The sequence below is a fragment of the Streptomyces sp. NPDC050560 genome, assembly GCF_044457285.1.
Classification (GTDB): Bacteria; Actinomycetota; Actinomycetes; order Streptomycetales; family Streptomycetaceae; genus Streptomyces.
In genome coordinates this window covers 112,011-124,118 of record NZ_JBITGT010000006.1, presented here as the reverse complement: position 1 = coordinate 124,118, position 12,108 = coordinate 112,011, and the positions used below count along the sequence as shown (strand labels likewise).

11 protein-coding genes are annotated in these 12,108 nt (G+C 73.8%); 8 read left to right on the top strand and 3 right to left on the bottom strand.

The features are described from left to right. Positions 1-30: 30 nt before the first annotated feature. From ACIBIW_RS15270 to ACIBIW_RS15260, 3 genes are all read left to right on the top strand, one after another. A complete protein-coding gene (locus ACIBIW_RS15270) occupies positions 31-894 on the top strand; it encodes a DUF3152 domain-containing protein (protein ID WP_399336078.1) in 864 nt (287 codons plus the stop codon). Between the two features lie 293 nt (positions 895-1,187). Further along, positions 1,188-1,694 (top strand): sigma-70 family RNA polymerase sigma factor, encoded by a 507-nt coding sequence (locus tag ACIBIW_RS15265; RefSeq protein ID WP_399336077.1) that lies wholly within the window; start codon positions 1,188-1,190, stop codon positions 1,692-1,694. Between the two features lie 33 nt (positions 1,695-1,727). After that, positions 1,728-2,411, top strand: a complete 684-nt coding sequence (locus ACIBIW_RS15260) for a hypothetical protein (protein ID WP_399336075.1) — start codon at positions 1,728-1,730, stop codon at positions 2,409-2,411. A gap of 35 nt (positions 2,412-2,446) precedes the next feature. Here ACIBIW_RS15260 and ACIBIW_RS15255 read toward each other — a convergent pair whose 3' ends face one another. Both ACIBIW_RS15255 and ACIBIW_RS15250 read right to left on the bottom strand, forming a co-directional pair. After that, positions 2,447-3,331, bottom strand: coding sequence for a chitosanase (locus ACIBIW_RS15255; RefSeq protein ID WP_399336073.1), 885 nt, complete (start codon positions 3,329-3,331; stop codon positions 2,447-2,449). 113 nt (positions 3,332-3,444) lie between these two features. Further along, positions 3,445-4,332, bottom strand: a complete 888-nt coding sequence (locus ACIBIW_RS15250; RefSeq protein WP_399336071.1) for a hypothetical protein — start codon at positions 4,330-4,332, stop codon at positions 3,445-3,447. A 142-nt stretch (positions 4,333-4,474) separates the two neighbouring features. Here ACIBIW_RS15250 and ACIBIW_RS15245 point away from each other — a divergent pair, with 142 nt between their 5' ends. The 3 genes from ACIBIW_RS15245 to pepN all read left to right on the top strand — a co-directional run bounded on the left by ACIBIW_RS15245 (position 4,475) and on the right by pepN (position 8,485). Then, complete coding sequence (locus tag ACIBIW_RS15245) at positions 4,475-4,900, top strand: chorismate mutase (RefSeq protein WP_399336069.1); 426 nt, start codon at positions 4,475-4,477, stop codon at positions 4,898-4,900. Positions 4,901-4,940: 40 nt separating this feature from the next. Continuing rightward, positions 4,941-5,831 carry a GNAT family N-acetyltransferase gene (locus ACIBIW_RS15240; protein WP_399336067.1) on the top strand — a complete coding sequence of 297 codons (891 nt, stop codon included), beginning with the start codon at positions 4,941-4,943 and terminating at the stop codon, positions 5,829-5,831. A 104-nt stretch (positions 5,832-5,935) separates the two neighbouring features. Continuing rightward, entirely contained in the window at positions 5,936-8,485 is a 2,550-nt protein-coding gene (pepN, locus tag ACIBIW_RS15235) for an aminopeptidase N (RefSeq protein ID WP_399336065.1), read from the top strand. A 45-nt stretch (positions 8,486-8,530) separates the two neighbouring features. Here pepN and ACIBIW_RS15230 read toward each other — a convergent pair whose 3' ends face one another. Continuing rightward, on the bottom strand, positions 8,531-9,073 hold the full coding sequence (locus ACIBIW_RS15230; protein WP_399336063.1) for a GNAT family N-acetyltransferase: 543 nt from the start codon (positions 9,071-9,073) through the stop codon (positions 8,531-8,533). A gap of 159 nt (positions 9,074-9,232) precedes the next feature. Here ACIBIW_RS15230 and ACIBIW_RS15225 point away from each other — a divergent pair, with 159 nt between their 5' ends. Together ACIBIW_RS15225 and ACIBIW_RS15220 are read left to right on the top strand one after the other, a co-directional pair. Further along, positions 9,233-10,624 carry a pyridoxal phosphate-dependent decarboxylase family protein gene (locus ACIBIW_RS15225; protein ID WP_399336061.1) on the top strand — a complete coding sequence of 464 codons (1,392 nt, stop codon included), beginning with the start codon at positions 9,233-9,235 and terminating at the stop codon, positions 10,622-10,624. Further along, complete coding sequence (locus ACIBIW_RS15220; RefSeq protein ID WP_399336059.1) at positions 10,621-12,069, top strand: lysine N(6)-hydroxylase/L-ornithine N(5)-oxygenase family protein; 1,449 nt, start codon at positions 10,621-10,623, stop codon at positions 12,067-12,069. Before ACIBIW_RS15225 ends, ACIBIW_RS15220 begins: the two co-directional genes overlap by 4 nt. Positions 12,070-12,108 lie beyond the last annotated feature (39 nt).

Here is a 12,108-nt window from a genome sequence, read left to right as displayed (position 1 = left end):
GGCGGTGACGAGGCCGAAGGACGCACACCTGTGAGATCGACTGCCCCACGCAGTGAGAACGCTGCCGCACACCGCGGCCCCGCCCCGTCGCACGACGACCGGGCCCCGCACCGGCGCCGCACCCGCCGCAGATGCCTCCTCGGCGCGGCGGCGGCCCTCGCGCTGCTCGGCGCCGCGCTGTTCCTGGTCAACGACCCGCGAAGCGACGCGTCGAGCGGCGCGGCGCCCACGGACGACCGGCACCTCACCCTGACGCCCACCCCGACCCCGGCCCCCACGTCGCGACCGCCCGCACCGTCCGCGTCGCCCCCCGGGACCCCGGTCCCCGAGTCGGGACCCGGCAGCTTCACCTCAGCGCGGGCGTCCGGCGCGAAGGTCGGCAGCGGCCCGCGCCCGCTCCGCTACCGGGTGGAGGTCGAGGACGGCATCGACGTGTCGCCCTCCGACGCGGCACACGAGATAGCGGACATCCTCGGCGCCCCGCGCGGCTGGACGCGGGATGGCACCTCCTCGTTCCAGCTCGTGAGTGCGGGGCCGCACGACCTCGTCGTCAGGATCGCCACCCCCACCACCGCGGACACCCTGTGCTGGCAGGGCATACACCAGGACACCCAGGGCGAGTACGACTGCGAGGTGCCGGACGGGGTGGTCGTCAACCTCAGACGCTGGATCGAGGGCTCACCCACGTTCGAAGGACCGCTCCACGACTACCGCGCCCTCATCATCAACCACGAGATGGGCCACTACCTCGGCCACCAGCACCAGGCATGCCCCGGCAAGGGACGCCCCGCGCCCGTGATGATGCAGCAGATCAAGGGCCTGCACGGCTGCACCGCCAACGCCTGGCCCTACGACACCGAGGGACACCTGATCTCGGGCCCGCCCGCCCGCTAGGGGGTGTTGCGAAAGTCCCGTCTGCCGGGCGACGCCCGGCACGCACGCTCGCCGCGTTGTCGGGCACGCCCTCGTACGCCCAGTACGAGGGCGACCTCCCCCTGGGCCCTGAGGGCCCGGGGGTGCCCCCACCGCCTTGCGATCGCACGCACCGAACGCCGCCCGGCCCGACCTCCGGGCGAACGACGCCACTTTCGCAACACCCCCTAGCGGGCGGCCGTGCAACGCGGGGGAGCGGGACACCGTACAAGGAGTGCCCCCATCGGGGCGCCGACGCCAAAGGACGCACATCCGTGAGACCGACCACCGAACGCGACCGCGAGTTCAGCGAGTACGTGAGCGGGCGGCGCACCGGGCTCGTCCGCGTGGCGACCCTCCTGCTCTCCGGCGACGAGTCACGGGCCGAGGACGCGGTACAGGTGGCGCTGACCCGGCTCTACCTGGCATGGCCCAGGGTCCGCCTCGGCACCCGGGACGCGTACGTACGGCGCAGCGTGGTGAACGCCGCCGTCGACGAGCACCGCAGCCTCTTCCGCCGCCGCGAGCAGACACACGCGGAGGTCCCCGACACCGCCGTCGTCGAGCACGCCTTCACCGACAACACGGACCTGGTACGGCTGCTCGCCACCCTGCCGACCCGGATGCGGGCGGCCGTCGTCCTGCGCTACGTCGAAGGGCTCGACGTCGCCGACACGGCCAGGGCGCTGGGGTGCAGCCAGGGCACGGTCAGAAGCCAGAGCACGCGCGGCCTCGAACGGCTGCGCGCCATCTTCCCGCAGTACGAAGAAGCCTTCATCTGAAGCGAGTTGGGCCTTCCACAGGAGGACTGTGCCATGCAGGACATGATCGAGGCGCTGGGCGCCCTTCGGGACCCCGAGGCGCGGCCGCCCGCCGGCACCGACGAGGTCGAGGCCGACATCGCCCGCGGCCGCCGCGCACTGGCCCGCCGGCGCCGCCTGCGCATCGCCGGCGCCGGCTCGGCCGCCGCGCTCGCCGCCGTCGGCGCCCTCGTCACCGCGACCACCAGGACCGCCGCCCCGGCGCACGACACGGCGGCGCCCCGCACGACGGCGCCACCGGCCACGTCCGCCGCGCCCACCCTCCGACTCGCCGCCTACACCGGGGACCAGCCACCCGGCTTCCGGGTCGACACCCTCCCCAGGGGCTGGAAGGTGACCTCCGTGGACCGGGAGGACTTCGTCGCCGTCCCGCCCGGCACGAAGGAGCACCCCACCACCCCCGGAGCCGTCTCCCTCACCGACGGCATCGCCGTCATGCTCCAGGGCATGTCCCGGTTCCCCGCCGACGCACACCTCACCCCGGTGACCGTCCGCGGCCACCCCGGCCAACTCGGCCGCACCGGCGACAGAAGCGCCACCTGGCTGGTCTTCCCCGACGCCGCGGGACACCGGGTCCTGGTCCAGGTCCCCGTCGAACTCGGCCTGACCGACGGCCAGATCGTCCGCTTCGCCCAGGGCATCACCGTCACCCGCGACGCGCGCGCCACCGGCGGCTGACCCCGCACCCCCCTCCCGGCGAACGGACCGCCGCCTCAGGTGATGTCGTACGACTCCCCGTACACCTTCCACTTGAGCGGCTTGTCCAGGCCGAAGTTGCCCGCGTCGAGGAAGCGCCGCTGCGCCGTGTCGATCCTGCTGGTGTCGATGTCGGCGCGGCGCTCCTTCATCGCCTCCTCGCCGACGTCGAGGAACGCCGCCAGGTACTTCTCCTCGTCCCCACCCTCGTCCGGCGAGTCCGCCCGCTCCTTGGCGCGGTCCACCAGCGCGTAGAAACCGCTGCCGCTGGTGCCGGGGCCGTGCAGCACCATCGCGTCGTAGTAGATGAACTGCCCCAGCGTGCTCAGGCCGTCCAGCTTGCCCTGGCGCACCGCGGGGTCGAAGTACACCTCGTCCCGCTCCCGCTCCTGCGCCCGGTCGAACGCGGGCTTCCCGGCCTCGCGCCGCCACGCGTCCGGGAAGCCCGGGTCGAGGCCCTCGTGGGAGTCGGAGCCGTCGACCTTGCGCAGCGCGGGCAGGTACTTCGCGAGACCGTTGTCCGGGTGGTCGTCCGTGTAGTTGCGCACCAGCGTCAGCAGGTCGTGCGTGCCGGTGCAGAAGCCGATGATCCCCGCCGTGTAGCCCTGGCCGTCGCCGATGTCCTCGATGTAGCCGTACTGGCCCTTCCAGTCCAGCGTGGAGTTCTCCGCGCTCGCCACGATCTCCTGGGCGATCTCCTTCTTGCCCGGCGCCGCGAGCCCCGGCGGCATCCTCGCCACCGCCGCGTCGTCCTTGGACCGCTCGGAGCCGCCCCCGGAACCGTGCCGCGCACTCGACGCGCCGTCCTGCGCGTCCCCCGACTCGGAGCCGGAACCGAACAGGAACACAAGAACGGTGGCTATGGGAGCCACGGCAAGGAAGAGACATCCCACGCGCTTCATGGACGTAGCCTACGGCGCCGCCACGCCCCGAAACGCCCCGATACGTGTTACCCGGGGGAGCGCCGGGGGCGCCCGCCGGACGCGCCCGGCGCGCCCCTCAGGCGCCCGCGCCCCTACGTGTCGCAGTCCTGCACCACACCGCACAGCCCGCACCTGGCGCGCACCCGCCCCCGCAGCGGCACCCTGATCCGCTGGAAGCACGTCGGGCACGCGAACGACACCCGCGGCGGGTCACCCGCTTCGAACGCGTACGGTGCCCCCGCCGGGCGCACCGGGCCGTGTGCCAGCGTCTCCCGCCGGTCGCGCGCGTAGCGCCGCCGCCCCGCCCAGCCCGCCGACACCAGCGGCGGGCGCCGCTCGTCCTGCCGCGCCAGCGTCAGCCCCCTGGTGTACGCCGGGTACGCCTGCGGGCTGGTGAACCACGGCGACGGGTCCTCGTCGAACGCGAGCGCCCGCTTCGCCAGCACATAGCCGTACTCCTCCGGCGTCAGATAGCCGAGCTTCTGCGACGACACCCCGTCCTCACGGAACGCGTCGAGCAGCAGCCAGCCCGCCCCCAGATAAGCGGCGGCCGTGTCGGTCAGGATCTCGTCGTCCCTGGTGGTCGCGAACCTGAGGCCGACGCGGTGCAGGAACACGTGCATCACCTCGTGCGCGAGCGCCGCCCCCACATCCCGCCTGTGGCCGCGGAACCGGTCGTTGAGACCGATGAAGTACTCGGGGCCCGACGCCAGCTCCACCTCGGCGGCCTGCGGCATCTCCCGGAACGACACGATCATGCGGGCGTCCGGCAGCCGGTAGTGCCGCACCATCTCCCGCGCGATCCGCTGCGCCCCGGGGAACAGGTCGTCGCCGTCGTCGAACGCCACGTCGGACGGCAGCACGCTCGTCGAGAACGACCGCACGGTCTGCGGCGACAGCCGCCTGTACAGGGCCGTCAGCGACGTACGCACCGTCTCCAGATGCGGGAAGCCGTGCTCCACGGGACCGCCGTTCACCACGCCCGCACCCCTTCCAGACGCCGGTCCGCACCCCTCAGGACCCCACCCGCCGCACGGTGCAGGACCCGTCGCACTCCCACTCTAATCGGACCGACGCCGCCGCCCTCCGCGAGGCCGCGCCGACCGCATAGGGTGTCCCACCATGACCACCAGCAACTCCGACGACACGGGGCACACCACCCTCCCGGCCGCCGCCCCCACCGCACCGGCCGGCGCCGCGGACGCCGCCGTCAGGGCCGAACTGTCCCGCCTCAGGGACAGCATCGACAACATCGACGCCGCCGTCGTCCACATGCTCGCCGAACGCTTCAAGGCCACCCAGCAGGTCGGCCACCTCAAGGCCGCCCACCGGCTGCCGCCCGCCGACCCCGCACGCGAGGCCCAGCAGATCAGCAGGCTGCGCACCCTCGCGGAGAACGCCAAGCTCGACCCCGCGTTCGCCGAGAAACTCCTCAACTTCATCATCGCCGAGGTCATCAGGCACCACGAGCGCATCGCGGAGCAGTCCGCCCTCACCCCCGCACCCGACGCCCCCCACGCAGCGGACACACCACGCCACACACGGTAACCTCGGGGACCCGCACCACCGTACGCCCCACGGAGCCCCCATGAGCCTTCAGCCGCCGCCCGGCCACCCCGCCCCCTCCGCCGCACACCCCGCGGACCTCAGCATCGACCGGGCCACCCCCGGCGACTGGGCGGTCATCACCGGCTGGGCCGCCGACGAGGGCTGGAACCCCGGCCTCACGGACGCCACCGCCTTCTTCGCCCAGGACCCCGACGGCTTCCTCATCGGCCGCATCGACGGCTCACCCGTCTCGGCGATCTCCCTCGTCCACTACGGCGACGACTACGCCTTCCTCGGCCACTACCTCGTACGCCCCGACCTGCGCGGCCGCGGCCTCGGCATCGCCACCTGGAAGGCCGCCATCGCCCGCGCCAAGGACCGCACCATCGGCCTCGACGGCGTCGTCGCCCAACAGCACAACTACCGCCGCTCCGGCTTCAGTCCCGCCCACCGCACCCACCGCTACACGGGCCCCGCCCCCCGCTACGTCCCCACCCCCGAGGGCGTCGTCCCCGCCGCCACCGTCGACCGCGACACCCTCCTCGCCTACGACGGCGCCTGCTGGCCCGCCGACCGGCCCCGCTTCCTCGACCAGTGGCTCACCGCCCCCGGCCACCGCGCACTCGCCCGCCTCGACGGCACCACCCTCACCGGCTTCGGAGTCATCCGCCCCGCCCGCGACTCCTACCGCGTGGGCCCCCTCTTCGCCGACACCCCCGACGACGCCCGCGCCCTCCTCGACGGCCTCACCGCAGGCACCGGACGCAGCGGCATCGCCCTCGACGTCCCGGACTCCCACCCCGAGGCCACCGCCCTCGCCACCGGCCTCGGACTCACCCCCACCTTCGAGACCGCCCGCATGTACACGGGACCCGTCAGGCCCGTCGCCGAGGACCGCGTCTACGCCGTCACCACCCTCGAACTGGGCTGACCCACCGCCCGGGCACCGCCCCCGGCGCCCGGGCGCCCCGGCGCATCACGATGCCGCACAGAAGACCCCCATCACCCTGTGCGGCCCGTCGGCCATCGGGCAGCATGTGCGTCATGTCCGTACTGACGCGCGGTGAAGCGCAGACCCGAGCAAGGCTCCTCGACGTGCACCGCTACACGGTCGACCTCGACGTCACCGGCGGCGACACCTTCGGCGCCCGCACCACCATCGCCTTCACCGTCACCCCCGACGGCGACGCGACCCCCGCCGCTGACACCGGGGACACCGTGGACACCTTCGCCGAACTGCGGGCAGCCGCACTCCGCTCCGCCACGCTCGACGGACAGCCCCTCCCCGAAGACGCCCTCCACGACGGCCGCCTCCACCTCACCGGACTCACCCCCGGCCCACACGAACTCACCACCGACGCCCGCATGCCCTACTCCCACACCGGCGAGGGCATGCACCGCTTCACCGACCCCGGCGACGGCGAGACCTACCTCTACACCCAGCTCTTCCTCGACGACGCACCCCGCGTCTTCACCGCCTTCGACCAGCCCGACCTCAAGGCACGCTTCGACCTCACCGTCACCGCGCCCAAGGGGTGGACCGTCCTCGCCAACACCGCCGTCGAACACCTCGGCGAGGGCCGCTGGCGCGCCGCCACCACCCCGCCCATCTCCACCTACCTCGCCGCCGTCGCCGCAGGACCCTGGCACAGCATCCGCACCCGGCACCGCGGCATCCCCTTCGCCCTCCACTGCCGCCGCTCCCTCGCCCCCCACCTCGACGCCGACGCCGACGAACTCCTCGGCATCACCCGCGCCTGCTTCGACCGCTACCACGAGAAGTTCGAGGAGCCCTACCCCTTCGACTCCTACGACCAGGCGTTCGTCCCCGAGTTCAACGCGGGCGCCATGGAGAACCCGGGGCTCGTCACCTTCACCGACGACTACGTCTTCCGCTCCGCCGTCACCGACACGGAACGCCAGCTCCGCGGCATGGTCGTCGCCCACGAGATGGCCCACATGTGGTTCGGCAACCTCGTCACCCTCCGCTGGTGGGACGACATGTGGCTGAACGAGTCCTTCGCCGAGTACATGGGCTACCAGACCCTCGCCGAGGCCACCCGCCACACCGGCACCTGGACCCAGTTCGCCATCGCCCGCAAGGCGTGGGGCTACGACGCCGACCAGCGCCCCAGCACCCACCCCGTCGCCCCCGAGGACGTCCCCGACTGCGCCGCCGCCCACCTCAACTTCGACGGCATCTCCTACGCCAAGGGCGCCTCCGCACTCCGCCAACTCGTCACCTGGCTCGGCGAGAAGAACTTCCTCGCCGGCATCAACACCCACTTCGCCCGCCACCGCTTCGGCAACGCCACCCTCGCCGACCTCATCGACTCCCTCGCCCTCCACACCGACCGCGACGTACGCGGCTGGGCCGAGAGCTGGCTGCGCACCACCGGCATCGACACCCTCACCCCCACCGTCACCACCGGCCAGGGCACCTGGACCCTCCACGTCCACCACCAGGGGCAGCGCCCCCACCGCCTCGCCGTCGGCCTCTACGACCGCGACCCCGTCGAACCCGGCGCCCTGCTGCCCCGCGGCCCCTGGGAACGCGACTTCCCCGGCACCGGCACCGACACCGCCCTCACCGGCGAGGGCACCCGCCCCGCCCTCGTCCTCCTCAACGACCAGGACCTCGGCTACGCCAAGATCAGGCTCGACGACCAGTCCTGGGACACCGCGCTGCGCTCCCTGTCGGGACTCCCGGACCCCGTCACCCGCGCCGTCGTCTGGAACACCGCGCGCGACATGGTCCGCGACGCCGAACTCCCGCCCGCCGCCTACCTCGACGCCGCCCGCACCCACCTCCCGCACGAGAGCGACCTCGCCATCGTCCAGGGCGTCCTCGCCTTCGCCACCACCCACGTCGCCGGTGCCTACCTCACCGGTGAGGGCCGCGCCGCCGCCCTCGGCACCCTCACCGCACTCTGCCGCGACCTGATCCGCCGCACCGAGGACGGCGAGAACCCCGGCCTCAGACTGCTCGCCGTACGCCACCTCGTCGCCACCGCGGCCCAACCCGCCACCATCCACACCTGGTTCACCGACGACACCGTCCCCGGCGGCCCCGAACTCGACCCCGAACTGCGCTGGCACATCCTCACCCGGCTCGCCACCCTCGGCGCCACCGACGAGGACACCATCGCCGCCGAACTCAGCGCCGACCCCAGCGGCGCAGGGCACGAGGGCGCCGCACGCTGCCGCGCCGCCCTGCCCGACCCCGCGGCCAAGGCCCACGCCTGGGACGCCATGCTCCACCCCGCCACCGGCGACGAACTCTCCAACCACCTCCTGGCCGCCACCGCCCGAGGCTTCTGGCAGCCGGAACAGACCCACCTCACCGCCGACCACGCCGCCCGCTACTTCGACGAGGCCCCCACCGTCGCGCAACGCCGCGGCACCGCCATCGCCCGCGTCCTCACCCGCGACGCCTTCCCCGGCACCCACCTCGACACCGACACCCTCCACCGCGGCGAACGGTGCCTCACCCGCGACGACCTCACCCCCGCCTTCCGGCGCGGCCTCACCGACCGCCTCGACGACCTGCGCCGCGCCCTGCGCGTCAACGGCACCCTCGACTGACACCCCCACCGCCCCGGGGCCCACCGCCCCGGGGCACCGCCCCCGCTACGCCGTCCACACCGCCCGCCGCACCGCGCCCTCCCGCGGCCCCACCCGCCGGTTGCCCGCCACGGACTTCACCGCGCCCCCGGCCACCTCGAACCCCACCGCCGCCAGAAAACGCGCCCCGGGCACCCACCCCTCGGGCACCGTCGCCGTCACCCGGCACACCCCCCGCTCCCGCGCCCGCTCCAACAGCGCCCCCGCCACCGCGGACCCCAGGCCCACCCGGCGCGCCCGCGGCGCCAGGAGGAACAGTCCCACCGCCACCCCGCCGGGCCCCGGATGCCCCACCACCGCGTCCACCACCCCCAGCAGACCGCCCCCGCCGCGCACCGCCTCCACCACCCACAGCCGCTTCGCCTCGGCAGCCGCCCCCTCCGGCAGCGCGTAGCACAGGCTCTGCACATCCCCAGGACCCGGCGGCAGACCCGTCGCCGCCTCGAACCACTCCGCACACTCCTCGAACAGCCCCAGCAGCGCCGCCTCGTCACCCGGCAGCGCGTCCCGCAACTCCACCGGGCCCCGCTCGTGCTCGATCCGCATCATCCGCCCGACGCTACGCTCCCGCCCCATAGCACACCACCGGGAACTCCCTGCCCGCCCTTACCACTTTCGGGGGCGGTTGCGCGCACTTACGGCCCATCCGCCCCCCACAGCCGCCACGCTGGTCCCCTCCGTCCGCCCGCGCAGCAGAAGGACCAGCCGATGAGCACCCCGCCGCAGCCCCTCGCCTCAGGACCCGGAGGCGCCGCGGCCCTGCGGCCGCTCCTCGCCACCGTCCTCGACGCCCTCCACGACGGCGCCCTCACCCGCGGCGGCCCCCTGCCCGCCGGCGGCCCCGGACCCGTCGCCGACCGTCTCAGGCACACCCTCGGCGACATCCTGCCCCGCCACGGCACCGGCGCGGCCCCCGCGCTCCGCGACACCGTACGCGCCCTCGCCGAAGGCGCCGCCGACCCCGCGGACCCGCTCTGCGCCGCCCACCTCCACTGCCCCCCGCTCGCCGTCGCGGCCGCCGCCGACCTCGCCGCCGCCGTCCTCAACCCCTCACTCGACTCCTGGGACCAGGCACCCTCCGCCACCGCCCTGGAAGCGCTCGTCACCGCCGCACTCGCCGCCGAGGTCTACCCCACCGCGCCCCGCCCCGACGCCCTCGTCACCACCGGCGGCACCGAGGCCAACCAACTCGCCCTCCTCCTCGCCCGCGAACACCACCCCACCGCCCCCCTCCAGCTCATCTGCGGCGCCAACGCCCACCACTCCCTCCACCGCGCCACCTGGCTCCTCGGCCTCCCTGCCCCGCACGTCCTGCCCACCCCCGACGGCACCCTCGAACCCCAGTCGCTCGCCACCGCCCTCGCCCGCTCCGCCCCCGGCACCCCGCTGCTCGTCGCCGCCACCGCAGGCACCACCGACGCCGGACTCATCGACCCGCTCCCCGAGATCGCCGATCTCTGCCACCGCCACGGCGCCCGCCTCCACATCGACGCCGCCTACGGCGGGCCGCTCCTGCTCAGCGACCGCCTCCGCCCCCTCCTCACCGGCCTCGACCACGCCCACACCGTCGCCCTCGACCTCCACAAACTCGGCTGGCAGCCCGTCGCCGCCGGACTCCTCGCCGTCCGCGACCCCCACGACCTCGCCGCACTCGCCCACCGCGCCGACTACCTCAACGCCGACGACGACACCCACGCCGGCCTCCCCGACCTCCTCGGCCGCTCCCTGCGCACCACCCGCCGCCCCGACATCCTCAAGGTCGCCGTCACCCTCAGGGCGCTCGGCCGCACCGGCCTCGCCCACCTCGTCGAGGCCGTCCACACCCAGGCCCACGACCTCGCCGCCCGTATCACCGCCCACCCCCGCCTCGACCTCTGGGCACCCCCCACCATCAGCACCGTCCTCTTCCGCCCCACCGGCGCCCCCGACGACCACATCGCCCGCGTACGCCGCGCCCTGCTCACCGACGGCCGCGCCGTCCTCGGCCGCGCCCACCTCCAGGGGCGCCTCTGGCTCAAGGCCACCCTCCTCAATCCGCACACCCGCCCGAGCGACCTCGACGCGCTCCTGAAGCTCGTGGAAGGACACCTCTCCCCGTGACCCCGCCGCCCCTGCCGCCCACACCCCCCGCAGAGCCGCACGACCTCGTCGGCATCGGCATCGGCCCCTTCAACCTCTCCCTCGCCGCCCTCGCCCACCCCCTCGGCCTCGCCACCGCCTTCTACGACCAGAAGCCCGCCTTCCACTGGCACCCGGGGCTCCTCATCGAGGGCACCACCCTCCAAGTCCCCTACCTCGCCGACCTCGTCACCCTCGCCGACCCCACCAACCCCTGGAGCTTTCTCAACTACCAGCGCCACACCGACCGGCTCTACCCCTTCTACTTCGCCGAACGCCTCCACATCCAGCGCACCGAGTACGACGCCTACTGCCGCTGGGTCAGCGACCACCTCCCGGGACTCCACTTCGGCCACCGGGTCGACGCCGTACGCCACGACCCCCACGACAACCTGTTCCACATCGACGTCACCCGGACCGGCACCGACGGCGGTGCCACCGCACCCGGCCGCGCCACCGCCCGCAACATCGTCCTCGGCACCGGCACCGTCCCCCACATCCCCGACCCCCTCAAACCGCTCGCCGACGCCCCCGCCGTCCCCGTCATCCACTCCAGCGACTACCTCCGCCACCGCGAACTCCTCCTCGGCGCCGGGCACATCACCGTCGTCGGCTCGGGACAGTCGGGCGCCGAGATCTTCCTCGACCTCCTCAGACACCGCCCCCACGGCCGCGAACGCCTCCACTGGCTCACCCGCACCGAAGCCTTCGCCCCCATGGAGTACTCCAAGCTCGGCCTCGAACACTTCACCCCCGACTACACCCGCTACTTCCACCACCTCCCCGAAGCCACCCGCGACCAGCTCCTGCCGCGCCAGTGGCAACTCCACAAGGCCGTCGACCACACCACCCTCGCCGCCATCCACGACGAGCTGTACCACCACACCCTCCACGGCGGCTGGCCCGACGCCACCCTCACCCCCGGCGTCGACGTGCGCACCGCGGGACGCGCCGCCGTCCACCGCATCGAACTCCACCTCGAACACACCCAGCAGGGCACCCGCAGCCGCCACACCACCGACGCCGTCGTCCTCGCCACCGGCTACCGCGAGAAGCCCGTCGAACAGCTCCTCGGCGACCTCGCCCCCCACATCGGGCGCGACACCGCGGGACGCCCCCTCGTCGACGCACACCACCGCCTCGCCCTCGACCCCCACACCGTGCCCCCCGGCCGCCACATCTACGTACAGAACGCGGAACGCCACACCCACGGCGTCGGCACCCCCGACCTCGGCCTCGGCGCCTGGCGCAGCGCCACCATCCTCAACGACCTCACCGGCACCACCCCCTACCCCCAGCCCACCCGCACCGCCTTCACCACCTTCGGACTCCCCATGACCACGCACAGCCCACCCACGACCCACGAGAGACCCAAGAACCCGCCCCCAGTACCAAGAACCACCCCACGGCTTCCCATGAAAAATTAAGGAAAAGTGACACCGCAGGTCAGAACCGCGCCACGGCCC

Bases quoted from the DNA above. Each gene is read 5' to 3' on its own strand.
- ACIBIW_RS15245 (WP_399336069.1), top strand. From the start codon at position 4,475: ATGACCACCAGCAACTCCGACGACACGGGGCACACCACCCTCCCGGCC.
- ACIBIW_RS15230 (WP_399336063.1), bottom strand. From the start codon at position 9,073: ATGATGCGGATCGAGCACGAGCGGGGCCCGGTGGAGTTGCGGGACGCG.
- ACIBIW_RS15260 (WP_399336075.1), top strand. From the start codon at position 1,728: ATGCAGGACATGATCGAGGCGCTGGGCGCCCTTCGGGACCCCGAGGCG.
- ACIBIW_RS15225 (WP_399336061.1), top strand. From the start codon at position 9,233: ATGAGCACCCCGCCGCAGCCCCTCGCCTCAGGACCCGGAGGCGCCGCG.
- pepN (WP_399336065.1), top strand. From the start codon at position 5,936: ATGTGCGTCATGTCCGTACTGACGCGCGGTGAAGCGCAGACCCGAGCA.
- ACIBIW_RS15240 (WP_399336067.1), top strand. From the start codon at position 4,941: ATGAGCCTTCAGCCGCCGCCCGGCCACCCCGCCCCCTCCGCCGCACAC.
- ACIBIW_RS15255 (WP_399336073.1), bottom strand. From the start codon at position 3,331: ATGAAGCGCGTGGGATGTCTCTTCCTTGCCGTGGCTCCCATAGCCACC.